This is a genomic window from Paenibacillus xylanivorans (assembly GCF_001280595.1).
Lineage (GTDB): Bacteria > Bacillota > Bacilli > Paenibacillales > Paenibacillaceae > Paenibacillus > Paenibacillus xylanivorans.
In genome coordinates this window covers 438467-465043 of record NZ_LITU01000059.1, presented here as the reverse complement: position 1 = coordinate 465043, position 26577 = coordinate 438467, and the positions used below count along the sequence as shown (strand labels likewise).

Genomic DNA, 26577 nt, shown 5'->3' with positions numbered 1-26577 from the left:
TTAGTTGATCTGTTGCAGTTATACGATTATACCCTCAGATCAATCTCAAACGTCTTGATTTCATAAGGTTCAAGAGTAAAAGTTACCGGCGTGTCATGCAGGAGTTCGCCATCCGGCACCTCCATTAGATTGCATTCTCTCCACGCGTGAATCCGCAGATCGCTTGTCAATTCCAGCGTATTCATGCTGCCGGAATAATCATGAACGCGAACGATGACACGATCGGAATCCTCGGCCTTCTTGACTGCCGAGATCATGGCTGTGCTGCCGGACAAGGTGAACATGGAGCGACTTGGCTGCTCTGATTGACCTTGTGTATATCGAAGTGGAGCATTCAGAAGCCAGGCCTGCTGCACGGTTCCACCAACCAGCCAATCCCCTTGGTGCGGAAGAAGAGCATAGGTGAAGCGGTGCAGTCCCTGATCGGCATGTGGATCAGGATGAGTCGCACTCTTGATCAGGGTTAACCGCATCACGTTATCTTTAATGTCATAACCGTATTTGGAATCATTCAGCAAGCTGACGCCATAACCTCTGTCGGACAGATCAGCCCATTGATGGCCAACGGATTCGAAACGTGCCCAGTCCCAGCTTGTATTCCAGTGCGTGGGCCGTTTAACGTTGCCGAACTGAATGTCATAGGTGGCTTCGGTGGAGCGGATACCGACAGGGAAGGCAACCTTCAGCAGCTGCTGTTGTTCATGCCAATCCACCTCAGTGTCATAATCGATCCGCCGATGCCCGGCATATAAAGTCATGTTCTGCGTAATGGTAGAGCCGAGGTATTCCCAAGCGAAGCGGATCACGGCCTGAAGCAGCCCGGTCTCTATGACTTCAATGCTGGTGCATTTCGTAATCTCTCGCATATCTTCCTGATAGAAGATATCAATATCCCAGGCCTCATGGGCCAGCGGTTTATCCTCGAATACCTGAAGCACATTGCCTCTTGCACCTGTGGCAAGCACCTCACGTTGAGACTCTTTATCGTAAAGGCGGGTCAACTGTCCATCCTCGTTCCACTCGAGCTGATAGAACGGTGTCTCGATCCCATTCGTTGTGTGGGTGAATGATGGATGCACAGGGCTGTCGTTTAACGTACTGCTCTGGAAGTGAATTGTGGTATACCCCAGCGAAGGAATATCCTTCACCTCGACGGACCAACGTGCATCCTGGTATTGAGCGTTCAAGATCTCACCGGAATCGCTCAGCCAGGTCCCCGTTGCCAATTCGCCTGAAGCCGCAGGAATGCTCACGATCTCTGTAACGACCCATGGGGAAGCGTTCCAAATGGTGTACATATAAGGAGATTCTCCGCTGCCAGCGATAGCGGTTCGAGCCTGCGTGTCCACGTTACGGCCAATCTGCTCGGCTTCTGCATATTCAATTCTGCTGTCCTCATACACCTCCGTGATGGAGGAACCGGGAATGATGTCATGGAATTGGTTGCGCAAAATGATTTTCCAACCCGCAGTCAGGGACTTCGCTTGATACAGATTCCAGTCATTGTGCACAATACTTTGTAATGCATTCAGCCATTCCGCTTCACGGTAAGCCAGCTCAAGCTTGCGGTTCATCCGTTTGTTGTACGCCTGACTTGTATACGTTCCGCGGTGATATTCCAGATACAGCTCGCCATCCCATGTATGAATGTACGAATCGGTCTTCTCCACCGTTTCCTGCAGCTTCTCAAAATAATCATCCGCGCGTCCTGTCGTGACTTTGGGTAGTCCGGGCAACTGATCCAACCGCCGTCTCATCTCCAGCATTTCACGGTTGACCCCGCCTCCGCCGTCGCCATATCCGTACGACAGCAGCAGATCCTGGTTCATCTCCTTATCGCGGTAGGCATCCCAGATACCCTTGACCGTCTTCGGGATGATCTTGCCGTTGTAGGTATAGAACCATGACCCCGGCTCCGACCACGGCTCGGGTGTGGTAATGAAGTGGGTCAGTACTTCTGAGCCGTCAATTCCGCGCCAGTGAAACGTATCAAATGGCATACGGTTGTATTGGTTCCAGCTGATTTTGGTCGTCATGAACGTATGAATGCCCGATTTTTTCAGAATTTGCGGCAAGGACCAGCTGTAGCCGAACACATCCGGCAACCATAGATATCGGCATTCTGTCCCGAACTCTTCTTTTAGAAAACGAGTGCCGATCAGTAACTGCCGAACCAAAGACTCGCCCGAGGTCAAGTTGCAGTCTGCCTCCAGCCACATGCCTCCGCCCGCTTCCCAGCGACCTTCAGCGACACGTTCCTTGATGGATTCGTACAGTTCCGGGTAGTCCTCTTTCACATATTCGTACAACTGAGGCTGTGTTTGGAGGAAAACATACTCCGGGAACATTTCCATCAGGCGCATAACGGTAGAGAAGGAACGAGCACATTTCTCACGTGTATGCTTCAACCGCCACAGCCAGGCAACGTCAATATGAGTATGGCCGATACAGGTGACAGTCACATCAGAAGCTTTGTCCATCGCACTCAGTCGGGCACTCAGGTCATCCCTTGCGTCATGGACAGATGCATAGAAGACATCGGACTTAGGCTGCGACCAGTCAATGAGGCGGAAGGATTGCTGGAGCGCATGAAGCAGCTTCGTACGTTCCGGTGCATGGGCATCCAGAATTCGGACCGTTTCCAGAATCGCTGACCCTGTAAATACAAGATCATCCACAGCTTCATCCAACCAGCACAGTTCAGCCTGTCTGAACGTATGTGTCTGATTGCGGGGCTGACCGCCACCTTCCAGACCAGACCATAATCGGAAGACCAGCTCGCTGGTGCTGCCTGCCGCAGAGGCTGGAAAGAACACTTCCTTGTGGTTGGAATCCACGCCTTGATAAGGCTTGCCATCCCAGTAGAACAGCGACTCAAAGCCGGAATTGTTACCACCGCCGGTATCGCCAAAATCAAACAGGCCGACAATCCGTTTATCCTCCCAGGAGGAAGGGAAATCGGCTTTTGTTCTCAGCCACAAATAGAGATCTCGACCGGTCCAGTTCTCTCCTATATGCATAGGCTTCCAATCGCTATCGTCCCCCGGCAGGGCAGGGTTAATCTCTTGCCTGCGATCTTCGCAGGCAAGAAAAGCATGTAAAGGTAAACGATCCCGGTAACGGAGCTCGGATAATTCATGAATACGTGCTTGAAGTTTGTTTTCAGTAAGAAACATCGTTAAGAACCCCCAGTACATTTTATCGGGGAGTGATCCATATATAGAGAGCATCCAAAGCGAGTATGTATTACATATATTCATAGGGGAATGCGCCCATTATAGCGCTTCCATTCGTTTTTGACAAACCAAAATATGGATTACAGATCCTACGAGCGGGTGATTGTCGAATTTAACCAAACGGTGATACACTGAGTTGGAAATGGGTCTGAAGGAGGTGTTCAGGCACGAATGTCCAGAATACGAACCATGTATAGGAATTATCTGAAGAAAAAAATGTTCAACAAAATTCTGTTGTTTTATTCCATGGTCATGGTCCTGTTATTCATCAGTGTTTCCGTGTTGGCCTACCGCTACTATGAGCAACGGGTCGTACAGGAACAGATGGATGCCAGTCTGCAGGAACTGGATATTGTCAGTATCAATCTGAATCAGCAGTACGAACGACTGTATAACGCCGTGCAGCAGATTTATACCGACGCTATGATCGGCGACGATTTGAAGTATTTTCTGACTCATGAATATGAGGATTTTCTCAATTGGCGCTTGAATCAATATGCTTACAGCTACCGCACGGAGCGCGGGAACTTTGATTATCAATTGCGTCTGCTGCTAAAGGATGAAGCCTCGATTGCAAATGTCGTGTTATACAGCACGGATCAGGATTTCTTCTATGTTCTCAATCGCGAGACCCAGCACTTTTATTATCAACCCAAGCTGTCAGTAGACCATAAGGATTGGTTCCAGCGGCTGCGGAGTGCACCGTGGCAGTACACGGGCAGCGAGCCGCTTTTCGAAGGGAAAATGGATGATGTCCCTACCCCATACAGCTACGCAAATGTGCTCAAGGACTCCGTGACATTGAAGCAGTACGGTGCAATTATGTTCGAACTGAATACAGATCGCATCAAAGGGCTACTGCGGGACAGGCTCGATGGCAAAGACAACAGGATCATGCTGATGACCGGGGAAGGTCAGGTGATTTTCGATTCGCAGGGCAAGTATGATAACACCGTCTACCCTTATTGGGGAAAGATGAATTTACCGGAGGATTGGGTGAATTTAGAGGAACGCTCCAAGGTGCAGCTGCTGAATATCGGGAATACAGGAATGGTCGTGGCTGCCATTATTCCGGAGTCACACATCAAACAGAGCCTTCAGGCCATTCGTCTCAGTCTTATCGGGATTGTCATCCTGTGCATCATTGTTAGCTTTGCGGTAACGTTCACCATCATCCGCCGATATTCCAAAAAAATTCACAGGCTCGTGCTTTACATGCGGCGCTGGCAGGAGGGGGATCTGAGTAAGCGGATCGAGATGGAGGGTGAAGATGAATTGCAGCAGATTTCGCAGAGATTTAACCATATGTGTGATCGGCTGGAGTCTTACATAGAGACGGTATATGTGTCGGAGATCAAGCAAAAGAATGCGCAGCTCGTGGCTTTGCAAGCCCAGATCAATCCCCATTTTCTGTACAATACGTTGGAAAGCATCCGTATGAAAGCCATCAGCTTGGGAGCCAGGGATGTTGGACAAATGATTTATATTCTTGCCACGATGTTCCGTCATTTGATCAAAAAGCAGACGCATGTGACCTTGGCGGAGGAAATAGAGCTGTGCGGCATGTACCTGGCTTTGGTCCAGTATAGGTATGAGGACAAGTTGGAAGTGGAGACTCATATCGAGAATTCGGCGGCGGGGAGCATGATCGTCAAGTTATTGATCCAGCCAATCATTGAAAATTACATTGTGCATGGTTTTCGTACGAATGATGATGATAACCGGATTACCATCACCGCCGCAGAAGCAGATGGTGTGATCCTTATTCGCGTTAAGGATAACGGAAAGGGGATTTCTGCGGAGAGGTTGCTTGAACTGCAAGACGCGTTGCACACGGGCGATGAAACTACTGAGACATCCGATCAATCTTTGGGTCTTAAGAATGTCCACGACCGCATACGTCTGAATTATGGCAGTGATTATGGTCTTCACCTGATCAGTGTGGAGGGAGAAGGATGTGAGGTGACGATCAGTATTCCAGTCACAAGGGAGGAAGCGGGATGAGAAGTGTAATGTTGGTCGATGATGAGCCGCTCATTGTAAAAGGAATGCAAGCCATCATTGATTGGGATCAGAATAATATGCAGATTGCGGGTACGGCTTGCAATGGGTTGGAAGCGTTAGCAATGATGGACGAGGGACCTGTCGATCTGATTATTACGGATATCATGATGCCGCAAATGACCGGACTTGAGTTGATCCGGGAGATTAGAGAGCGCAGTCCGTATACCAAATTCATTATTTTGAGCGGCTACGAAGAATTTAAATATGTGCGGGAAGGCATCTCGCTGGGGGTAGAGAACTACCTGCTCAAGCCAGTCAATATGGACGAATTGGAAGCAACCATCAAGCATATGCAGCGCGACTGGGAGCAGGAGGAAATACGCCAGATTCAGATGGATCAGAGCTGGAGGATTCTGCGCAACAATATTTTGCAGCGGTGGGCGAACGAGACCATTGACGCCAAAGAATTTCGGGAGCGTGCACAGCTGCTAGAGATTCCCATGAACAAGTCCAATTATTGTGCTGCCGCTCTGCGGATTGTAGGGGATGACGAAGGGAATGATCCGCAGAAGATACACCTTGCGGGAATCGCTGAGAAGTGCGAGTTGCTCGGAAACCAAGGCCTACCGGATGGCTGCGGGGTAATCTGCTTTCCTGATCAGGAAGGAGATATCATGCTGTTGTTCGTTTCAGCCAGTACGGAAGATCGTGGTGGATGGCACCTTCAGGCACTCAGTAGAATGAAGCAAGCGGTTGCGGAGGTCACAGGTGCACGTGCATGGGGGATCATTGGCCAATCCGAGTCGACCTATCTGGGTTTTCCGAAAAGCTGCAAGTCTGTAAAGCTGTGGTTACAGAATCATTTGTTTATGGAGGGTGATACCTTCATCATGCAAGTGGAGAGCGAGGAAGACGCCAATCCGTATCAGGAGAAGCCTGGGCCAGCGATGGAGCAGTTCCACAAGTTGCTGCGGGATGGGGAAGGTACAGAGGTGGATCGGTTCATCGACGAAGTCTTCATGGTTGAGGGTAAGGAATGCTGCTTCCCGAGAACACCGTTCTTCAATTCTGCCATCCAGCTGATGCTGGCTGCCAAGGAATTGGAGAAAACACCTGACTACGGGGAAATCTTCGGACCCCTGTCCAGAATTCATACGCTCAGCAAACTGAAACAATTGGTGAGAAAAACCGTTCATCGTACGCTGAATACATATCATACCGCCGAGAAAACGTACAGCCCACATATCATGTCTGTGTTGGAGGTAGTGAAGAATCACTATCAGGATGAGCTTTCACTAAAGACGCTCAGTCAGCGGCTGGAACTCCATCCGAACTACCTCGGCCAATTGTTTCAGCAAGAGGTCGGCACCACTTTTTCCGATTATGTGAACCAGTACCGAATTGAGCGCGCCACTCATTTGCTGTTATATTCGGACAAAAAAACGGCCGAAATCGCGGGCGAGGTAGGCTACTGGGACTCCACTTATTTTTACAGACAATTCAAGAAATATGCTGGTGTTTCTCCTACGGAGCTGCGCTCCATCTACATGAAAAAATAAGCCAGGTATTGCCGGCTGAATGAAGACACACCCCGTGCGGGTGTGTTTTTTGTTGCGGAAGAAAGGTCGGATCTTTAATTAATCCATCAATTTATTAGGTTTTTCAACTATCTCAAAATTGGTAGCGCTTGCATAATGGAGGAAGGAGTGAACGAGGAATCCAAAGCACCAAAAAGGGCTTAGGTCTGCCAGTGTTGATTATAGGGGATTAATGCTGGATGCAGCTAAGCGATAGTGAACGCGATTATAAGGAGGGACAGCCGTGCTGGGCATCTTCAAAAGTCTGATGAAGAACAAGGCGTTTCTTCTGCTGGTACTGCCGGGAGCAGCGTGGTTTATCATTTTTGCGTATTTGCCAATGTTCGGAACGATTATTGCTTTTAAGGACTTCCGGATTCATCCGGGCGGATTTCTTGAAAGCGTTCTAAAAAGCGATTGGGTCGGGTTCAAGAACTTTGAGTTTCTGTTCTCAACCAGTGACGCTTATATCATCACACGTAATACTATTCTGTATAACCTGGGTCTCATCTTTCTCGGATTGGTCCTCGCGGTGACGCTTGCGATCATTATGAACGAACTGCTGAATAAACGGCTCGCGAAGATCTACCAAACCGCGATGTTTATGCCTTATTTCTTGTCCTGGGTTATTATCAGTTATTTCGTCTTTTCGTTTCTGAGTGTGGAAAAGGGTGTGTTCAACCAGATCATTACCTATTTCGGTGGAGATCCGGTCAGTTGGTACAGTGAGACAGGGTATTGGCCGTATTTTCTCATTCTGCTGGGCCTGTGGAAAGGTGCAGGTTATGGCAGCGTAGTCTATTTGGCAGCAATCGCAGGTATCGACCGCTCTTATTATGAGGCAGCGATGATCGACGGCGCCACCAAGTGGAAACAGATCCGGTACATTACGCTGCCGCTGCTCAGACCGCTGATGATCATTCTGACCATTCTGGCGATCGGCGGCATCTTCCGTTCCGACTTTGGACTGTTCTATCAGGTTCCGCGGGATTCCGGTGCACTGTATCCGGTCACCAATGTCATCGACACGTTTGTATACCGCGGCTTAACCATTATGGGCGATACGGGAATGAGTACGGCTACAGGATTGTATCAATCGGTCGTCGGTTTGATTCTTGTCCTGCTGGCGAACTATGCTGTGCGTAAAATTGAAAAGGATTATGCCGTATTCTAGGCTGCGGCAAGGGGGGTGCTGTCCATGAGTAACTTAAGCGAACCAATAAAGCGGGCATCTGCCCCTGCGAAGAGGAGCAGAAAGAAACCAAGAGATCTGAATGCCATTTCGCCGTTATCCAATGTGATTTTTAATATAGCGATCGGTCTGTTTGCCTTATCTTGTATCTTTCCATTTCTGTTCATCATCATCATCTCATTTACCGATGAGAAGACGCTGGCGATCAATGGATTTAAGTTAATCCCTGAAGTCTGGACGATGGATGCCTACCGATTCCTTATGGAATCCGGGCAGCAGATGGCCCAGTCGTTTGGGGTTACCTTAACGGTGACGGTTGTCGGTACCGCGCTGACACTGTATTTGGTCACCACGTATGCGTATGCCATCTCGCGCAAAAATTTTGCACAGCGTCGGTTTTTCAGCTTTTTGGCCTTCTTCACCATGCTATTTTCCGGCGGTCTCGTTCCCAGTTACATTGTGGTTACGCAGGTGCTGCACTTGCGGGATTCGATATGGGCGCTGATCCTGCCGTCGATCATGAACGCTTTTTACATTATCGTTATGCGTACATTTTTCACGACCACCGTGCCGGATGCGGTTATTGAGTCGGCCAAAATCGACGGAGCTACTGAATTCGGTATCTATACGCGCATCGTACTGCCGATTTCGTTGCCGGGCATTGCGACTATTGGATTGTTCAGTACGTTAGGATTCTGGAATGACTGGTTCAATGCGCTGCTCTATATCGACAATGCGAAATTGATTCCGCTCCAGACATTGTTGATTCGAATACAGAACAATATGGATTTTGTTGTGCAAAACAGCAGCCGGGTCGTATCCTACGACATTGCCTCGACACTGCCAACGGAGACCGTCCGCATGGCGATGGTTGTTCTGGCTACACTGCCGGTTGCGCTGGCGTATCCGTTTTTCCAAAAGTATTTTATACAGGGCCTGACCATTGGTTCGGTCAAAGAATAAGTCTGGTTGTGCCTGCCCCCAAAGGGCAGTAACAATAACATTAATAAGGGGGATACACATGAAGACAAGAAAAATCGCTCTGCTCATGGCTGCTTTAATGCTTGCTTTTGCTACGATGCTTGCAGGCTGCGGTGGCAGTAATACCAATGATACTAGCGGGAATACGGCATCCGGGGGAGAGTCCGGCGATAAGGACCCGGTAAAGCTCAAAGTATATCTGATCGGTGGCCCACAGCGCGACCTGCCCATTGTACAGGATGAAATGAACAAATACTTAATGGAGAAAATAAATACAACCGTCGACATCACGATGATTGACTGGGGTGATTATTCCAAACGGATGCCGGTTATTACCGCCTCGGGCGAAAATTATGATATCGCTTTCACCTCTTCGTGGGCTTATGACTATCTGCCAAATGCTACTAGAGGAGCATTCCTGCCAATCAATGATCTGTTGGATAAGTATGGTCAGGGCATTAAAGAGCAGCTTGATCCACGCTTCCTTACGGGCTCACAGATCGGTGGCCAAAACTATGCCGTGCCAGTTAACAAAGAGCTGGCTTCGCAATGGGTATGGCGCTTCAACAAGCAGTATGTGGATAAATACAACATGGACATCACCAAGATTCGTACATTAGAGGACCTGGAGCCTTACCTGCAGCAAATCAAGGACAATGAGCCGGCCGACATCACTCCGCTGGCTGTTCCGAAGGGCTTTAAGCCTTATCTGGCATTCGACTTCCTGTTGGGTGACGAATTCCCAGTCGGCATCAACATGGATGGTGATACCGGTAAATACGTTAATGTGCTGGAATCGGAAGAGCTGAAGAGCTCCTTGAAGACCATCCGCAAATACTATCAGGCTGGTTATCTGCGCAAGGATGTAGCGACATTGGAAGGTATCGACAACATCAAGACAGGCAAATGGTTCGTTGACCGTGAACAGACACAGCCTTACGCCGAACTGGGATGGTCCAGAAGCGCGGGCTATGATATCGTGACTACACCGATGCAGGATCCGGTTATTTTCACCGGCTCGGCAACAGGTGCTATGCATGCGATTTCGGCGAACTCCAAAAACCCGGAACGGGCCATGATGTTCCTGAACTTGCTGAATACTGATCCGTATCTGCGGAACCTGATCAACTACGGCATTGAAGGTACACATTACAAAAAGATTTCGGATAATGTCATTGAGGACCTGCCAGCGATGAAGGACGGATTCCAGATGCCTGGCTTTGCCTTGGGTAACCTGTTCCTGACCTACATGCACAAGGAAGATCCAGCAGATAAGTGGGAAGCGTTCAAAGAGTTCAACAATTCCGCGAAGGTTGCTCCAAGCTTTGGCTTTAACTTCAATCCTGACCCGGTGAAGACGGAAGTGGCTTCCATCTCCGCCATCGTGAAGGAATTCTACCCATCCATCATGACGGGTGCGGTTGACCCGGATGAGCATCTGCCGAAAGCGATCGAGAAGTTGAAAGCAGCAGGTCTGGATAAAGTGATTGCAGAAGCGCAAAAGCAATACGATGAATGGCAAGCTGCAAACCCAAAATAAGCCTGAATTATAAAGTAGACATGGAAACGTCTGTCCGGTTTTGACGGGCGTTTCTTCTTACCCTGATTGGATTGCCAAAATTGGATTGGAGGGTATGGCATGAAAAAGCTTGGTGCTAGTCTCATATTGGTCATAATGGTATGTGCTGCTCTTTCCTCAGCGGCCTTGGCGAAGCAACCTTATTCATCTTATTGGTTGCCGGATCAATTGCTCCAATGGAATCCGGCTTCTGACCCGGATGCGGCCTTCAACCGGAGCACCGTTCCGCTCCAGAGCCGTTTCACGGGGGAGAGTGTTAACCCGAATGCAACGAAAGATCCGAAAGTAATGGCGTTGTCTGCGCTGAATCAGGGAACCAGCGGCGTTCCATCGCAAGGCTCGGATACATTCTCTGCGAATACGTTCTCTTACTGGCAGTATGTCGACAAGCTCGTATATTGGGGCGGCTCGGCGGGAGAAGGCATTATTGTGCCGCCAAGCGCTGATACGATTGATGCGGCACACCGGAACGGAGTGCCAATCATGGGCACGGTGTTCTTCCCGCCATCCGTGTACGGTGGCAAATATGAGTGGGTGAAGCAAATGCTTCAGCAGAACAGCAACGGTTCCTTCCCGGCGGCGGATAAACTGATCGAGGTCGCTGAGTACTACGGTTTTGACGGCTGGTTTATCAACCAGGAGACCGAGGGCGGAACAGCCGCAGACGCACAGTTGATGAAGTCATTCCTCCGTTATCTTCAGGAACATAAACCCGCGGGAATGGAGGTCATCTGGTATGATTCCATGACGAAGGAAGGCAATATTTCCTGGCAGAATGCGCTGACGGACCGGAATGCGATGTTCCTGCAGGATAACGGGAACAAGATATCAGACAGCATGTTCCTGAACTTCTGGTGGAATGACCTTGGCAGTTCTGCGGCCAAAGCCAAAAGCCTGGGCAGATCACCATTCGAACTGTTCGCAGGCATCGACGTCGAAGCTAAAGGATACGATACCAGTCTGAAATGGAACTCGCTGTTTCCTGAGGGAAAACCGGCTGTAACTTCGCTCGGCATTTATCGGCCGGACTGGTCGTTCAACAGCGCGGACAGCATGACCGATTTCTTTGCCCGTGAGAATAAGTTCTGGGTGGGGCAGAACGGCAACCCGGCCAATACGGCGACAAGCCAGGCTTGGAAAGGGATTGCGAACAATGTGGTTGAATCATCGCCGATAGATCAGCTGCCATTCACCACCAGCTTCAATACGGGCAGTGGCGAGAAATTCTATGTGGATGGCACGCAGGTGCGGGAGACCGGATGGAATAACCGCAGTTTGCAGGATGTGCTTCCGACATGGCGCTGGTTAGCAGAGAGTAAGGGCAACGCACTTACGCCGTCCCTGGATTGGTCGGATGCCTACTATGGCGGCAGTTCCCTCAAGGTAGCAGGTACGTTAAGTTCAGCAAATGCCACCCATCTGAAGCTGTATCAAACCGATCTGAAGATTGAGCCGGCTACCAAGCTGTCGATCACGTACAAAACGCAGAACAAGCCGAGTATGAAGGTTGGCCTAGCTTTTGCAGACCGTCCGGAGCAATTCGTCTTTCTTGATGTAAAAGACAAAAAGGCATCGGGTTGGACGACGGACATCTTGAATCTGACGCCTTACAAAGGAAAGCAGATTGTGGCATTGTCTTTGTATTTTGACAGTACAGAAATCGTATCGGATTATAACATTCATATTGGGCAGCTCTCCATCCACACGAACGGTAACCCATCGAACCCTCTTGAGGCCGTTCAAGCATTAAACGTCACCCAATCCGATTTCCGTGGTGGCATTTACGGCGATGCCAGGTTGCAATGGGAAGCGTTGGACGAGGAAGTTCAACAATATGAGATTTACCGCGTGCTGCCCGACGGCAAAGAGACTTGGGTCGGTGCAACCGCCAATAACGTGTTCTATGTGCCTGAGATGAAGAGAATCAACGCGGAACAGGCGACTGTACTGAAAGTCGTGGCAGTAAATGCAAAGTATGTGCGCGGCCAAGCTGCCAGCGTGACCATCCAGTGGCCGGCGTATCCGAAGCCGGAAGCAAAATTCAAGGCGGATACAACGCTTATCACACCGGGTCAGCAGGTGCATTTCACCGATCTCTCATCCGAGGTGACAGAAGGTTGGTCGTGGACTTTTGAGAATGGTAGTCCGGCTGTCAGCACGGAGCAGAATCCAGTGGTAACGTATGACAAGGAAGGCACGTACCCTGTGACGCTTACAGCTACGAACAGCTCGGGGCAGGATACGGTGACGAAGCAAGCTTTGATCACCGTCAGCAAGGGCGCTTCCGGGGTCAAAAATGTTGCACTTGGCAAAACGGCCACTGCCGACCATGCCTGTGGACCTGCTGAAGGTGCGGGAAAGGCGATCGACGGCAAGGTGACAGGCAACAGCAAGTGGTGCGCACTGGGTAATCAGCAGCATTGGTTGCAGGTTGATCTTGGCAAAGAACATCAGATCAGCGGTTTTGTCATCAAGCATGCGGAGAGTGGTGGGGAATGGTCTGGTTTTAATACGAGCGACTATTCCATCCAGGTCAGTGCTGATGGCGTGAACTGGTCCGATGTAGTTCAAGTACAGGGGAATACCGCAGCCGAAACATTGGACGCGATTGCGCTGGTTAAGGCTCGTTATGTGAAGCTGAATGTGCTGAAACCAACACAGGGCGGCGATACAGCAGCCCGAATCTATGAGTTTGAGATTCGAGGGTTGCAGCCGTAGTTGCAGTTAAGAAGTAACAAGTGTAGCTGTGATATTAGCAAAAAAAGGGGCCATGTCACCAACACCGTTTCAATGACGGCTGGCTATTACTGAAGCAGTCGGCCTTCTAGCGGGAGTACCCCACCGCATCACACCATGGCTGAATATGACTAAACTTGAGGCTCACAGATCATTGGATCTTGTGAGTCTTTTTACGTTTATGCTGGATTCACTGGCAAAGGTTCTAAAATCGTTGTTTTAGATAAAAAATCGGTTTTGCAATCAAAGACATTGCTAATGAAAAGTCTTATATTGTAGTTAAAATGATAAGAAGGGAGTGAAGGTGATGAAGAATAGAAAGATCATGTTTACTCGTCCGCTGCAAGTGGAGACGGTAGAAGAGGACTTTATTTTTCCAGTTTTAGGTGAGAAGGAAGTATTGGTTAAACTGATCTATTCCCTTATCAGTCCAGGAACGGAGCTGGCGATGTTATCGGGAAAAGAAGAGTGGGCCAAGCTTCCCGTATGTCCGGGGTATGCGAGTGTAAGTGAAGTGATCGAGGTGGGGCAGGGTGTAGACCATGTTCAGCCTGGGGACGCTGTGTTCCATTATGGTCATCATACTGAATATCAAGTGGTATCCACAGATCATGTTTTCATCAAAGTTCCTGAGAAGCTGGATTTGAAGTGGGTTCCCTTTACCCGCATGGCAACCGTGGCGTTCACCTCTGTTCGTGTATCCAATATTGAACTTGGAGATGTTGTCGGCGTGACGGGGCTCGGATTGGTAGGGAATTTGGCTGCTCAATTGGCGCGCCTACAAGGTGCAACCGTGATAGGTGTGGATCTGTCACCGGAACGAATCCGAACAGCTCAGGCATGTGGGGTTGACTATACGCTTCATGGCGGAGAAGATAAAGTAAAAGACAAGATATACGCCATCACCAATGGAACAGGTGTCTCCACTCACATTGAGGCGACGGGTGTGCCCAGTGTAGGTGTTCAAAGTCTGGAGTGGATCGCAAAGCTGGGGGAGATTATTTTCCTGGGCAGTCCACGAGGCGAATATAACACGGATGTCACCGATATATTGAACTACTGCCACCTGTATGGACGAGGCTGCATTACGTTTAAGGGGGCACATGAATGGCGCTTCCCGGTGGAACCGAACGAATTCGTTAAGCATTCCCTGGTGAGAAATTCGAACATTGTATTTGAACTGATGTTAAAGAACAAGCTGCATATCGAACCATTGATCAGTCATGTGATGAAGCCGGATCAAGCGCAAGAAGCATACGAGGGCCTAAGAATAAATAAAGACCAGTATAACGGTGTACTGTTTGACTGGTCCTAGGAGGAGATTGGAATGATTAGAGGGTTAACAAGAGCAGGCTTAGGGAACATCGAGTCCAATGAACAATATATTACGAATGCTGCAAAATACGGATTTCAGTCTGTAGATTTGAATCCGCTCTCATTAATTGAAGAGGTTGGCCAGGAACAGGCCAAACATCTGTTGGAAAGCAATCAGGTGATCATCGGTTCATCTGATCTGACCGTAGACTGGAGAACCACAGATGAACAATTCCGCGAAGGACTTCAATCTCTGGTTCAAATGGCAGAAGCCGCTACTTCGTTGAACTGTTACAGCTGCTGTACCTATATTTTACCTTCCACGGATCAGCCAGCAGCATCGTTTATGGCGGCAGCTACCAGACGATTGAGACTGTGTGCAGATATTCTGGACGCATATGGAATTCGACTGGGATTGGAGTTTGTTGGTTGCCATCATCTGCGAACTCAATGGAAGAATCCATTTATTTGGAGTGTGGAGGATACGCTGGACTGGATCGAAACGATCCATGCTCCCAATGTAGGTTTGTTGGTGGATTCCTACCATTGGCATACGAACGGTTTAGCGATCGAAGAAGTGTTGAATCTAAAGAAGGAACAAGTTGTGCACGTCCATATTAATGATGCTTATGATCTACCCATTGAAGAATTGCTGGATTATGAGCGTTTATACCCTGGTGAGGGAGTAATTGATTTGCAGGGGTTCTTGAAGAACCTGAAGGCGATTGGTTACACAGGCGTCGTATCTCAAGAGGTGCTGGCACCAACGCCAACCCTCGATTCAAGTGAATTGTTTGCCAAGTCTAAAGCAGGCTTCGATAGCGTGTTTGCCAAAATATAAACCGGATCAGTGAGAAGGCAGTTAGGAGGAACAAATGTGTATGAGCCATGGATGAATAGCATTTCGCCATTCGTAAGGGCGGCGAGAATGACGGAATCATTTTCTTTGGCAGGGGAATGGATAGACCACGATCACGTGTATACATACATTGAACAAGGGGAAGCGGAGTTCTTCTTGAGTGGTGTGAAATACCTGGTCCAAGAAGGCGATATTGTGCTGATGCATCCATTCATGTCTCATATCATTCGGTCCACCTCCAAGCAGCCATTGATTCAGTATATTTTTCATTTTGATCTGTATTATGAGGAAGAGCGAAGTTTATTGAAGAATACGAGTGCAACTCATAGTGAAAGACCTGATCTGGCCGATAGGGAAATGAAGCTGGCTTCCATACGTCCAATCTCTCATTTGCAGCTAGCCGATCGAATTGAATGGAAAAAGAGATTTGCGCTTATGCATAAGGAGTTTCAGGAGCAACGGGGAGGGTCTTCGTTAATCACGAAATCCATATGTTTGGAATTGCTGCATCTGTTCTTCAAAAATCAATCCGAAGATCAGGACCAAGAGGGGAACATGACCAAGGGGTGGGCATTCATCGAAAAGTCGATTCGTTATATTCATGAATGCTACGCCGACCCTCAATTAAATAATGTTGCCATTAGTAGACATGTCGGTGTATCGACGAACCATTTATCGCATTTGTTCAAAAGCAAGCTGGGGATTACCCTTCACAAATATGTGACACATATCAGAATAGAGCAGTCCCAGAAAAGAATTATGGAAGGAACACATAATTTAACCCGGATTGCCGAGGAGGTTGGCTTTTCGAGTATTCATCTGTTTAGTCGGTCTTTCAAGGCTGCTGTAGGTATCACTCCCAGTAAATATGCAGCGATGAAATCGAGGGTAGAGTGAACTCCGTAAAGTTCAGTAAAGTTCATACGTTCATATGACAGCAATGATGATCATAAAAAATGACCCATACATCAAGTATGGGCCATTGGTGTTTCACGGGGCATAGGATTGAAGTAGATGCTGAAGCGCACTTCGAACATCCCCTTGAAAATGACCTCCATGGTAGCAAATGAGCGTATCGATCTCAAATCCAAGCAAACGTTGTACAGAGCGAACCGCTTCCTTCAGGTCCAGTGTATGCTGGGGGTTGGCAATTCCGAGCTCGCCATTGTTCTCAATGACCACTGCATCGCCAGCGATCAGGGTGCGACTGGAGGGAAGATAAATGGATATATGCCCTGGTGTATGACCGGGTGTGTGTATAATTTCCATGCCTTCACACCATGGCAGTAGCTCACAATCATGAACCGTCTGATCAACCGTACTTGGCTCAATCATTTCCAATGTACAGATGAATTCCTTCGCTGCGGGCTGCTCTTTTTCAGGCAAAAGGCAAAGTGTTGCTAGCGCTTGCTCCAGCCGCAATGAGGTTCTCGTGCCATCAATATATGGAGCTTCCTGTTCATGCGCGATAATCCGGATATGGGGATGGGCTCGCTTGATCTCTGTGAGAGAGCCTACATGATCCAGATCATGATGGGTAATGATGAGGCCAGTCAGATTGGACAACGACAACTCATGTCTATTCAATGCTTTTTCAATATGTGGAATGAAGCCGGCGTACCCGCAATCTACCAGAAAGGCATGCTGTTGATCACCAATTAGGGCAGGTGTAATCACCTGCGGCATCCCGTTGTATTCAAATTCGATACTTAGTGGTTTAACGTATATACTCATGAAGTAAAGGCACCTCCTGATTTGAATCCTTCAGAAACAGATTACCGTATGCTATTAACAACGAGCAAGGACATACATGATGCAGTATTAATATTGTCCGCGTTTATGCTGAAGCAGGATACGACGGATACTGCGCTCTGTCAGGTAATACTGTTGTGCCAGAAGACGAACAGAAATTCCAGATTGATGAGCCTCAGCAATTGCCTTATTGCGTTTTCGCAACATGGCTCTCGAGCCGGAACATGCTCCCCATGGTTTCTTAGATTCTTCATGGACCGGGATATACAAATAGGTTCCCTGAATATATTGTTGAATGCGCTGCACCAGTTCTGGTGGCAGTACATACGCGGCATTTTTGTATTTCATCTGATTTTGCTCCTATCTATATAACGTAATGGATATATAGAGGGGCAAAGCTCTTACCTTCAATGCTGTTCGAAAAGGCTCCAGGCAAATATGGAAAGAATGCTCTGCCCAGAGCCGGATGCATCGATTCGAACCATCCCATCAGCTCCTTTCTTTAGTTCAGGATGATGTGCATATAGACGTGAACGTGACATACAGTTGAAATTGGCATTGTATTACACCGGGAGGGGACAGTCAACCGAATGTTTCTTGACCTTGCTGTGGAGATTATTGTGTAGTTGCTAACTAAACATAAAAGATATATAGTATATTCAGAAAAGAAATAGTAAGGATGAATTAAATGGCATACTCTACAGCCTTATCACAGGGAATCTCTATTCTTCTCTACGTTCACTCATACACCGAGAAGAACTGTCATAACTATCTATCGACCAAAGTGATATCGGAGCAGCTAAATATTCCGGTTCCTACGACGGTAAAAGTCATTCGAAACCTGAATAACGCCAAACTGACGATGGCCAAAGAAGGTGCCAAGGGCGGTATATTGCTTGCTCAGCCTTTATCGGAAATCACGATGTTGGATGTATTCCTGGCGGTTGAACCCGGCAAAGACTTGTTTAAAATTCATACCGATGTAAAGCTCCAGGGACAAGACGTGGACGACGTGAAACAAAAGGTCATTCATCATCTTGAAGGTGCGGAGATCGCAATGCAGAATTATTTAAAAGAAATACGGTTAACCGATCTGTTCCATGAAGAGAAAAAGGGTTAACCTCTTTTTTTGGATTTAACTAGATATAATATATATCGAGTATATTACGATTTATTTTTGAGAGGAGCGGTCAAAATGAATATGCATACCAAAGTGGTTGAAGCCAAAAACGGGGTTCCCATTCCCCAACTGGGTTTCGGGGTATACAAAATAACGAAAGAAGCAGAGTTTACAATCGCGATTCGCGAGGCCATTCAGGTCGGATACCGACATTTTGATACCGCCCGAATCTATGGGAATGAGAAAGCGCTTGGGGCAGAGATCCGGCATAGCCAGATCCCGCGTGAGCAATTCTTTATTACGTCGAAAGTCTGGAATACGGATCATGGCTATGAAGCGACCAAGAAAGCTTTCCAAGAAACGATAAACAAGCTGGGTGTGGATTACCTTGATATGTACTTAATCCATTTTGCCTCGCCAAAGTATATGGAAACGTGGAAAGCGATGGAGGAATTATATGAGGCAGGCAAGATCAAAGTTATTGGCGTCGCGAACTTTGAGATTCCGCATCTGGAAGAGTTAAGGAAGCACGCAAAAATCTTGCCGATGATCAACCAGATTGAGACGCACCCGGAGTTTCCGCAAAACGAACTGCGTGTCTATATGAACAAATATCAGATTTTGCATGAGGCATGGGGTCCATTGGGGCAAGGGAACAAAGTATTGTTGCAGCATCCGGTATTGAAGGAAATTGCCGATCATCATCACAAAACGGTGGCTCAGGTCATTTTGCGTTGGCATCTGGAACGGGACGTCGTCCTGATCCCCAAATCATCCAATCCGAAGCGAATCAGAGAAAATAGTGAAATCTTTGATTTTGAACTGTCCGCCGAGGAAATGGAGAAGATTAGCCGTCTGAATACGGGCAAGAGGTATTCTATCCATCCAACAGGGTATATTGTAAATCCAATTTTCAATAAATTGATGAAACTTTTTATCTAAGCATTTTGCATTAATCCAAAGAGCGTCTTTCAATCAGCAAGATATAGATCGAAATGAATTTATTCGTCTATATCTTGTACCCGGAAGCGAGTTGAATCGAATTATGCAAAGTGCTGGTCTAGGAAAATAAGACAAAAAACGAGTCGTGGGTCGTATTCCAACGGCTCTTTTTTGTGTGTTATGAAAACATTGACAATTCGTTTACAATTCCAGGATTTACCGTTTACAATTCTCTCCTATAATTACAATCGTGATAGGTAATTTTTACTATGAACGTGGAAGTTTGGGGGGATGAGCCGGACAAGCTCTCATAAAGACGATACATGCAGAATACCAGACAGCAGGGCATGACAAAACAAGTCAAATTAAATGGAATAGAGAAGGGTGACAAGAGCCAATGTCAATGAAAAAGGCGTTAGTGGTGTCCATGGTAGCAACAGTGTTAGGTACTTCTGTGGTTAGTGCAGTATCGGCTGCTCCTGCAGTCAAACCTGCGGCTAGTTCAGCTCAGGTACAAAATTCCACGCTTACAATAAACGGTAACAGCGTCGTCGTTCGTTCCATCGTTAAAAATGGGGAGACACTTGTGTCACTTCGTGATGTGATCAAAGCCATCGGCGCACAAGCAGAAGTACATAGTGGAACGACGGTGATCAAGCTGAATGATCACAGCGTGACGCTCCAAAACAATAGCAAACAAATCGTGGTAGATGACGTTAAAGTGAATTTGAATCAACCGGTTACCATCATCGGTGGTACAAGTTACATCGCTCTTCGTCCACTGGTGTCGGGCGTTGGCGGTACGATCGTCAAGCGAAACGGACTGCTTGAGATCAGTACAGTATCCTTGCTCGAAGAAGCCGAGAATCCTCGTTTTGCCGGAGCGGATAAGTTGATTGTCTCCAAGAGCAATAACGATGGCAGAACGGATTATCTCGTGAATACGACAAGCGGTAAATACGATCTGTTGTTAACTACAGACGGGGGATCGGATCTCGTTATTTCGCCAAGTGGTGATCAAGCGGCTTATACGAATGCCGAAGGAGCCGTATACGTCATTGATCTGAAGACCAAGGCTTCCAAACTGATCACGAGCGACAACAGCATCAAGCCTGAACTGGTATGGTCAGCAGATGGAAGTGCAATCTATTTCCTGCAAGGGGACAAAGGTTCCGTCATTGCCAAGCTGAACCTGGCAGATGGAGTGATTACGAAAGTGGTCGAAGACAAGGTGGACTATAAGGAAAACCTGAATGTTTCTGCTGACGGTAAGAAATTCATTTATACCGTAACGACACTTGGCACCGTAACTTCGGATACAACCAATGTGGATGAAGACAATGTCTCCATTGATTTCTCATCCAACCAACAGCAAATATTTTCGTATAACACAGGAAATACAAAACCGGAGGCTGTGAAGCTAACGACATCAACCGATGACAAGGTGTTTGTATGGTCTGCTGACGGGCAAAAAGCCTACTACGTGAGTGTACCTTCCGAAGACGGTAAAGCATCATTGCTGTCTGTGGATTCATCTCAGAAGTCAACGCCGGTGTATGCCGAGTATGATGTAGAACAAGCTATTCTGTCGGGTGGCATCTTGTATATACTTGCGGCCCAGGATGACAGCAATAGTGTGATCCTTTCGATTGACCCGGTAACTGGCAAACAAACCAAGCTGTACACCGTATCTTCCGACGTATCCTCCATTTCCGTTGCCGGATCACAAATCTCTGTGGTGGAGAACGGCCGAGTTCTGGTACAAGCTGGTGGCAGCTGGAGAGCTGTTACGAAGTAAGGTTTGACATGAAGTAACATTAAAGCTTTTTAATTCGAGAGGAGTTTAATTAACATGAAAAAATGGATCAAACCCTTCACAGCAATGCTTATGGCTGTATCTCTAATTGGTGGACTTGGTGGCGCAACGACGGCATCTGCTGCCAAGAGCACAGAGAAAGGCAAAATTGTCATTAACGGTTCCTCAGCACTGCTTCCGCTCACGCTTCAGGCTGCCAGTGAATTCAAGAAAGATAATCCAAAAGTCAAAATCTCCGCTTCCGCAGCAGGTTCCATCACAGGTCCTCAATCCGTTCGTAAAGGAATCGCAGACATTGGTGCTGTGGACTGGGATGCATCCAAAGATGTACCTGGCTTCAAGAAATTTGATGGCTTGGTAGCCAATCCGGTAGCTGTAACAGTGTTCACGGCTGTCGTTAATAGCAATGTGGGTGTAAGCAATCTGACAACAAAACAACTGCAGGACATCTTCTCCGGGAAAGTGACAAATTGGAAGGAAGTCGGCGGATCGGATGCCAACATTGTTGTGGTTAACCGTAAGTTTGGTTCCGGTACACGGGTTAACTTCCAACAAAAAGCACTGGACGGCAAGGACTTCATGAGCAAAGGGGACAACTACAAAGAGGTTGGCTCCAGCGGTGATATGAAAACAACGATTGAAACGACACCAAATGCAATCGGTTATATTGACCTCCCGTATGTGACTAGCAAAATGAAGGCCGTATCAATCAATGGCGTAGCACCAACAGAGAAAAACGTCCTGAACAAAACATACAAAGTATGGGGCATTGGATATTACATGACCAAAGGTCAACCTACGGGAGCAACCAAAGCGTTCATCGAGTATATCCAAAGCAGCAAGTTCCAGAACGGTTCCCTGAAAAAATTGAAATTCATTCCGCTTGCTGCCGTTAAATAACGAAAGCTGCGAACGTTCATCATTCTCGCATTTCATAAGGAAAGGGATAGCCAGCTTCTGCGCATGGTCGCCAAGCTGGCTTCTCTATGTGAAAGGAAGAGCCCTTCATGATCGATTTAAATCCATCCACGAACAGCCCTGCTCCGAGTGAGCTTGGTCCAAGCATCGGCAAGGCTCCCGGATCGGGAACCCGGTTTGACCGTAAGGCGCGTTTGAGATGGTCCAATAAACTGTTTCGCATGGTCTGTATTGGCAGTACATTGTTTGTTTGTCTGGTTCTGTTATGCATTCTGGTTCTTATGCTTCGTACGGGCGTTCTGACCTTTGCGGATGTTTCGCTCAGGGAATTCTTCTTCTCTACCAACTGGGACCCGGAAAATGAGCATTACGGCGCGCTGATCTTTATCTTGGGAACACTGGCACTCACGGGGCTCACGATGCTGTTTGCCATTCCAATCTCCGTCATCATTGCGGTATTTCTGGCTGAAATGACGCCCAAATGGCTCCGCCATATCCTGCGGCCAGTACTGGATCTGTTGGTGGGCATTCCTTCTGTTGTGTACGGTTTCTTAGGACTGACGATTCTCATCCCCTGGCTTAGGGATATCAGCGGACATGATCTGGCGGATGGTTTGCTCGCAGCGTCCATCGTTCTGACGATTATGGTGCTTCCTACCATTAGCCGGATCAGTGATGATGCTATAGCTGCTGTGCCGAACAAATACCGGGACGCAGCTTATGCGCTTGGTACGAACCGTTTCCAAACCATAACTCGTGTAGTCTTGCCTGCTGCAAGAGGCGGAATCATGTACGCCGTCATTCTCGGGATGACTCGCGCCATTGGAGAGACAATGGCGGTGGTGATGGTCATCGGTAATACGGCGCAGCTGGCTAACAGTCTGTTCACGCCAACAGCGGTGCTGACAAGTAATATCGTTATGCAAATTTCAAGCGTAGAATTCGATTCCACCTGGAATCACGGACTGTACATGATGGGCTTTATCCTGCTTGCCATTTCCATCTTGATGATTGTAGCTGTAAGAATGCTTCAGAAAAAAGGGGGACGCTACTCATGAGTATGAAGAAGCAGGCGAACGCTGTCCCCGCCTATTCGTTCGGCAAACGCAGAGGTGCATCCGCGCTGATGGACCGGATTTTTACGGGCATGGTATGGGGTGTAGGGATTGTCGTCATTTTATTCATTGTTGGATTGTTATTTCTTCTTCTAGAAAAAGGGCTGCCCTTGCTGAGCTGGGATTTTCTATATGGTGTTCCAAGCGAGATTGAAGAAGGAGGAGGGATTGGCCCGGCGCTGTTCAACTCGTTCTATGTGTTGATTCTCTCCCTGCTCATCTCCATTCCGATTGGCATGGCAGCCGGAATCTATCTGGCGGAATTTGCCCCAAACAACAAGCTTATGGAGATCGTGCGGATTTGCGTGGAGGGACTGTCATCTGTTCCATCCATCATCTTTGGATTGTTTGGTATTGCCCTGTTTGTGGAGTTCTTTGAAATTGGTCTTACGATTCTGGGAGCCGCCGTCAGCCTTGCCTTTCTGAATCTGCCAGTGCTTACCCGGGTAACCGAGGAATCGGTCCGGGCGGTGCCGGTTGAACTTCGTAGTGCATCCTTTGCACTTGGCTCCACCCATTTGCAGACGATCCGTAATGTATTGCTGCCAGTGGCTATAAACGGAATCATGACAGGCATCTGTCTGACGGCAGGCCGGGCATTCGGTGAGAGTGCCGTCATTATTCTGACCGCAGGGGTGTCTACATCCGGGGAGATGTGGGACTTCAATTTGCTTTCGCCGGGAGGAACCCTTGCTGTACACCTGTGGTACATTCAATCCGAAGCGATTGTGCCGGATGCCGAGGAAATTGCGCAAAAGACAACGGCTGTGTTGATCTTTGTGGCCTTGCTCATTAATATTCTGTTCCGTGTGCCAATTTGGCTGAATGCACGCAAAAATCAAGCCTAATGTGTCAGGCTAATCCAGTAACAAGATCAATTTCAACACCGGGAGGAACTATTGTGCAGCCAATCATTGAGATCAACAAATTGAATTTATATTACGGTCAGTTCCAGGCGCTTAAGGATGTCTCCATTGAAATTCCGGAACGGGCCATTACTGCTTTTATCGGACCGTCAGGTTGTGGCAAATCCACGCTGCTGCGGACCCTCAACCGCATGAATGATCGGATACCCGGAACACGTATTGAAGGTAAAGTGGCTGTAGGTGGGACAGATATATACAGCGGCGAGGTGCATGTAGAGACTATTCGTAAGAAGATCGGGATGGTCTTTCAGCAGCCGAATCCCTTTCCGAAATCCATCTATGAAAATGTGGCCTTCGGCCCAAAACAACACGGTATTCATAGCAAAAAGAAGCTGGATGAAATCGTGGAACAGAGCCTCCGCTCTGCTGTCCTGTGGGATGAAGTGAAGGATAACCTGAAGCGTTCCGCGTTAAGTCTGTCTGGAGGACAACAGCAGCGCCTCTGCATCGCACGTGCACTGGCAGTGGAACCGGACATTCTGCTCATGGACGAGGCTACGGCATCGCTTGATCCCGTCTCGACCTTCAAGATTGAGGAGTTGGCTCATGAGTTGAAGGAACGTTATACCATCGTGATGGTTACGCATAATATGCAGCAAGCAGCTCGGGTATCCCAGCAGACGGTGTTTTTCCTGGATGGGGAGGTCGTGGAATACTCCGCTACCCAAGACATGTTCGCCGAGCCCGTGGATTCGCGTACGCAGGACTATATTAGTGGTCGGTTTGGTTGATTGTGAATCAGTAAGAGGTGGAAGTCTTTCAGATAGTTATCTGGAAGGCTTTTTTCTGTTTTTGTTGACTGCATATTCTATCTTTTATTTAACATTAACAGCGAGAAGACTGCTAAACAGATGAGATTTTGCTTTGTGTAACTAGTTTAATATGAATTAAACTAAATTAAAAAAAATTGATAAAAAAGGAAACATTTCAACTAAATGGTTCGTTATATACAGTGTGAGTGATATGACTATGGGATCGTTGGATTGGAGGGAATAAAAAGAAGTAGACCGAAGCAGATGGACACATTTGTAACAAATTTCTATTCAAATTCTGAAATGAGGAGGCAGATTTAAAATGAATTTTAGAAAAACTTTTTCATTCTCTGTATTTGCACTAATATTCACACTTTCTTTTGTGACACAAGCTTATGCTGCTTCTACTGATTTGCCATCATATCCTATTGCGAAGCAAGAGAAAGATGAATGGTGTTGGGCTGCAGTCAGTTCAAGTGTACTCAAATTCATGGCTAGCAAAAATGTCTATCAATGTGATTTTGTTAAGAAGGTCAAGTCGACCAGTTCGTGTGCAAATGTATCAGCATCTACAGTAGAAGCTCAAAGTGGCATGCATGACTACGGGGTATCTTCCAATTATTACTCAGGTAATTTGAATGTAGCCCAAGTCAAAAGTCAGATTGATGGAGGACGTCCAGTATATGTGAGCTGGAAATGGAATAGTCCTACGGCTCTTGTTGGTCATGCAGTCGCTATTTATGGATATAGCAATACTCCAACTTATACTTATTACATGCATTATCTAGATCCTTGGGATGGAGTTAAAACTTCAATGGAATATTCAAAATTTAACGGTGGTACGGGAGCAGAAAGAACATGGAGATGGGGACTTAAGGACTTTTGGCATTATCAATAAGGATTAGTTTGGGAGGTCAATAATAATGAAACATATGAGAATTCTAATAATGATATGGATGGGCCTAATGGTCAGTTACATGATGGCTCCAAATATTTATGCCAGTACAGTACCTGAAGATGTTCAGACTTTTGCCAAGGGACAAGGATTGGAAGATTTTAAAAAATTGGTATTAGATGACCCTGTTGGATACGGTTATGAGAATGAAGAAGAAGTTAAGTCTGTCACTTTGGGTCCTGGTTTCGAAGTACACTTGTTCGACGCTGACAAGTTTAAAAATGTGTCTGACAGTTTAATTGATGTATCGAAGCCAACAGGGCAGTATGACTTTATCGTGCAATCCAACGGAGTTGGAAAATCATTTCTCAGTATTGAACGATTCGAAGGTGGTTTCAGGGTGGTTCTTGCAGGAGGAGATGCATCCAGGTTGGATGCATCCTTAAATACTATGACAAAATTCTTATCTACTGACGTAGATACCCTTAACCCGATATTGATAAAAGACGGTAACATCCGTTATCTTGCCGTTAAAACTGATGGCAAAGAAGTAAATATCCCAGATGTACCTACAGAGAAAAAATCGCTCATGGGAGGAATGGATAATAATCAGCTATGGGACTCCGCGAAGACGATTGACTTCCTTAAAGCTGTGCAATCCCAAGGGGCTGATCCTGAAGTGGACGGGGCTGGTGGATATCCAGACATCAATTCCAAAACGTCTTCAAATGATTATATGGGAATAACATTAATAAGTTTGGTTATTGCTTTGATAGGTTCAACAGCTGTCTATATGTGGGTACGAAAAAAACAAAATGTAAAATGATCTAATAGAGTAAGAGCCAGCCAGCTCGTGTATAGTG

General features: G+C 47.3%; 21 protein-coding genes. 18 read left to right on the top strand and 3 right to left on the bottom strand.

Annotated features, from left to right (window positions below):
* Positions 1-26: 26 nt before the first annotated feature.
* Complete coding sequence (locus AMS66_RS15025; protein ID WP_053781543.1) at positions 27-3176, bottom strand: alpha-mannosidase; 3150 nt, start codon at positions 3174-3176, stop codon at positions 27-29.
* Between the two features lie 231 nt (positions 3177-3407).
* Here AMS66_RS15025 and AMS66_RS15020 point away from each other — a divergent pair, with 231 nt between their 5' ends.
* The 9 genes from AMS66_RS15020 to AMS66_RS14980 all read left to right on the top strand — a co-directional run bounded on the left by AMS66_RS15020 (position 3408) and on the right by AMS66_RS14980 (position 16375).
* Positions 3408-5240 (top strand): cache domain-containing sensor histidine kinase, encoded by a 1833-nt coding sequence (locus AMS66_RS15020; RefSeq protein ID WP_053781542.1) that lies wholly within the window; start codon positions 3408-3410, stop codon positions 5238-5240.
* Positions 5237-6799: a response regulator transcription factor gene (locus AMS66_RS15015; RefSeq protein ID WP_053781541.1), complete on the top strand. Its 1563-nt coding sequence runs from the start codon at positions 5237-5239 to the stop codon at positions 6797-6799. The genes AMS66_RS15020 and AMS66_RS15015 overlap by 4 nt, the downstream gene beginning before the upstream one ends.
* A gap of 286 nt (positions 6800-7085) precedes the next feature.
* The gene (locus AMS66_RS15010) at positions 7086-7991 is read left to right on the top strand and encodes an ABC transporter permease (RefSeq protein ID WP_373456334.1); all 906 of its coding nucleotides are present in this window, start codon (positions 7086-7088) and stop codon (positions 7989-7991) included.
* 24 nt (positions 7992-8015) lie between these two features.
* A complete protein-coding gene (locus tag AMS66_RS15005; RefSeq protein WP_053781540.1) occupies positions 8016-8972 on the top strand; it encodes a carbohydrate ABC transporter permease in 957 nt (318 codons plus the stop codon).
* 58 nt (positions 8973-9030) lie between these two features.
* Positions 9031-10530, top strand: coding sequence for an ABC transporter substrate-binding protein (locus AMS66_RS15000; protein WP_053781539.1), 1500 nt, complete (start codon positions 9031-9033; stop codon positions 10528-10530).
* A 99-nt stretch (positions 10531-10629) separates the two neighbouring features.
* Positions 10630-13287: an endo-beta-N-acetylglucosaminidase gene (locus AMS66_RS14995; RefSeq protein WP_053781538.1), complete on the top strand. Its 2658-nt coding sequence runs from the start codon at positions 10630-10632 to the stop codon at positions 13285-13287.
* 325 nt (positions 13288-13612) lie between these two features.
* Positions 13613-14620, top strand: coding sequence for a zinc-dependent alcohol dehydrogenase (locus AMS66_RS14990; protein ID WP_053781537.1), 1008 nt, complete (start codon positions 13613-13615; stop codon positions 14618-14620).
* Between the two features lie 12 nt (positions 14621-14632).
* A complete protein-coding gene (locus AMS66_RS14985; RefSeq protein ID WP_053781536.1) occupies positions 14633-15460 on the top strand; it encodes a sugar phosphate isomerase/epimerase family protein in 828 nt (275 codons plus the stop codon).
* Between the two features lie 36 nt (positions 15461-15496).
* Complete coding sequence (locus AMS66_RS14980) at positions 15497-16375, top strand: AraC family transcriptional regulator (RefSeq protein WP_053781535.1); 879 nt, start codon at positions 15497-15499, stop codon at positions 16373-16375.
* A gap of 93 nt (positions 16376-16468) precedes the next feature.
* On the opposite strand, the gene AMS66_RS14975 is transcribed toward AMS66_RS14980, so the two are convergent.
* Both AMS66_RS14975 and AMS66_RS14970 read right to left on the bottom strand, forming a co-directional pair.
* A complete protein-coding gene (locus tag AMS66_RS14975) occupies positions 16469-17212 on the bottom strand; it encodes an MBL fold metallo-hydrolase (RefSeq protein WP_053781534.1) in 744 nt (247 codons plus the stop codon).
* Between the two features lie 87 nt (positions 17213-17299).
* Positions 17300-17578, bottom strand: coding sequence for a CD3324 family protein (locus AMS66_RS14970; protein WP_053781533.1), 279 nt, complete (start codon positions 17576-17578; stop codon positions 17300-17302).
* Between the two features lie 340 nt (positions 17579-17918).
* Here AMS66_RS14970 and AMS66_RS14965 point away from each other — a divergent pair, with 340 nt between their 5' ends.
* The 9 genes from AMS66_RS14965 to AMS66_RS14925 all read left to right on the top strand — a co-directional run bounded on the left by AMS66_RS14965 (position 17919) and on the right by AMS66_RS14925 (position 26540).
* Entirely contained in the window at positions 17919-18350 is a 432-nt protein-coding gene (locus tag AMS66_RS14965) for an RrF2 family transcriptional regulator (protein ID WP_053781532.1), read from the top strand.
* A gap of 75 nt (positions 18351-18425) precedes the next feature.
* Positions 18426-19292 (top strand): aldo/keto reductase, encoded by an 867-nt coding sequence (locus AMS66_RS14960; RefSeq protein WP_053781531.1) that lies wholly within the window; start codon positions 18426-18428, stop codon positions 19290-19292.
* Between the two features lie 403 nt (positions 19293-19695).
* Positions 19696-21090, top strand: a complete 1395-nt coding sequence (locus AMS66_RS14955) for a stalk domain-containing protein (protein ID WP_236703410.1) — start codon at positions 19696-19698, stop codon at positions 21088-21090.
* A gap of 54 nt (positions 21091-21144) precedes the next feature.
* Positions 21145-22008: a phosphate ABC transporter substrate-binding protein gene (locus tag AMS66_RS14950; protein ID WP_024628717.1), complete on the top strand. Its 864-nt coding sequence runs from the start codon at positions 21145-21147 to the stop codon at positions 22006-22008.
* Positions 22009-22115: 107 nt separating this feature from the next.
* Positions 22116-23084, top strand: a complete 969-nt coding sequence (gene pstC, locus AMS66_RS14945) for a phosphate ABC transporter permease subunit PstC (protein WP_053781530.1) — start codon at positions 22116-22118, stop codon at positions 23082-23084.
* Complete coding sequence (gene pstA / locus AMS66_RS14940) at positions 23081-23989, top strand: phosphate ABC transporter permease PstA (RefSeq protein ID WP_053781529.1); 909 nt, start codon at positions 23081-23083, stop codon at positions 23987-23989. Before pstC ends, pstA begins: the two co-directional genes overlap by 4 nt.
* Positions 23990-24042: 53 nt before the next feature.
* Positions 24043-24798, top strand: coding sequence for a phosphate ABC transporter ATP-binding protein PstB (pstB, locus tag AMS66_RS14935; protein ID WP_181014119.1), 756 nt, complete (start codon positions 24043-24045; stop codon positions 24796-24798).
* Between the two features lie 343 nt (positions 24799-25141).
* Entirely contained in the window at positions 25142-25717 is a 576-nt protein-coding gene (locus tag AMS66_RS14930) for a papain-like cysteine protease family protein (RefSeq protein ID WP_053781528.1), read from the top strand.
* 25 nt (positions 25718-25742) lie between these two features.
* Positions 25743-26540 (top strand): hypothetical protein, encoded by a 798-nt coding sequence (locus AMS66_RS14925; protein ID WP_053781527.1) that lies wholly within the window; start codon positions 25743-25745, stop codon positions 26538-26540.
* The last annotated feature ends 37 nt before the right edge of the window (positions 26541-26577 follow it).

Bases quoted from the DNA above. Each gene is read 5' to 3' on its own strand.
- AMS66_RS14960 (WP_053781531.1), top strand. From the start codon at position 18,426: ATGAATATGCATACCAAAGTGGTTGAAGCCAAAAACGGGGTTCCCATT.
- AMS66_RS14925 (WP_053781527.1), top strand. From the start codon at position 25,743: ATGAAACATATGAGAATTCTAATAATGATATGGATGGGCCTAATGGTC.
- AMS66_RS15025 (WP_053781543.1), bottom strand. From the start codon at position 3,176: ATGTTTCTTACTGAAAACAAACTTCAAGCACGTATTCATGAATTATCC.
- AMS66_RS15010 (WP_373456334.1), top strand. From the start codon at position 7,086: ATGAAGAACAAGGCGTTTCTTCTGCTGGTACTGCCGGGAGCAGCGTGG.
- AMS66_RS14995 (WP_053781538.1), top strand. From the start codon at position 10,630: ATGAAAAAGCTTGGTGCTAGTCTCATATTGGTCATAATGGTATGTGCT.
- AMS66_RS15000 (WP_053781539.1), top strand. From the start codon at position 9,031: ATGAAGACAAGAAAAATCGCTCTGCTCATGGCTGCTTTAATGCTTGCT.
- AMS66_RS14965 (WP_053781532.1), top strand. From the start codon at position 17,919: ATGGCATACTCTACAGCCTTATCACAGGGAATCTCTATTCTTCTCTAC.
- AMS66_RS15020 (WP_053781542.1), top strand. From the start codon at position 3,408: ATGTCCAGAATACGAACCATGTATAGGAATTATCTGAAGAAAAAAATG.
- AMS66_RS14975 (WP_053781534.1), bottom strand. From the start codon at position 17,212: ATGAGTATATACGTTAAACCACTAAGTATCGAATTTGAATACAACGGG.
- pstC (WP_053781530.1), top strand. From the start codon at position 22,116: ATGATCGATTTAAATCCATCCACGAACAGCCCTGCTCCGAGTGAGCTT.
- AMS66_RS15015 (WP_053781541.1), top strand. From the start codon at position 5,237: ATGAGAAGTGTAATGTTGGTCGATGATGAGCCGCTCATTGTAAAAGGA.
- AMS66_RS14985 (WP_053781536.1), top strand. From the start codon at position 14,633: ATGATTAGAGGGTTAACAAGAGCAGGCTTAGGGAACATCGAGTCCAAT.
- AMS66_RS14970 (WP_053781533.1), bottom strand. From the start codon at position 17,578: ATGAAATACAAAAATGCCGCGTATGTACTGCCACCAGAACTGGTGCAG.
- AMS66_RS14930 (WP_053781528.1), top strand. From the start codon at position 25,142: ATGAATTTTAGAAAAACTTTTTCATTCTCTGTATTTGCACTAATATTC.
- AMS66_RS14990 (WP_053781537.1), top strand. From the start codon at position 13,613: ATGAAGAATAGAAAGATCATGTTTACTCGTCCGCTGCAAGTGGAGACG.
- pstA (WP_053781529.1), top strand. From the start codon at position 23,081: ATGAGTATGAAGAAGCAGGCGAACGCTGTCCCCGCCTATTCGTTCGGC.
- AMS66_RS14955 (WP_236703410.1), top strand. From the start codon at position 19,696: ATGAAAAAGGCGTTAGTGGTGTCCATGGTAGCAACAGTGTTAGGTACT.
- AMS66_RS15005 (WP_053781540.1), top strand. From the start codon at position 8,016: ATGAGTAACTTAAGCGAACCAATAAAGCGGGCATCTGCCCCTGCGAAG.
- AMS66_RS14950 (WP_024628717.1), top strand. From the start codon at position 21,145: ATGAAAAAATGGATCAAACCCTTCACAGCAATGCTTATGGCTGTATCT.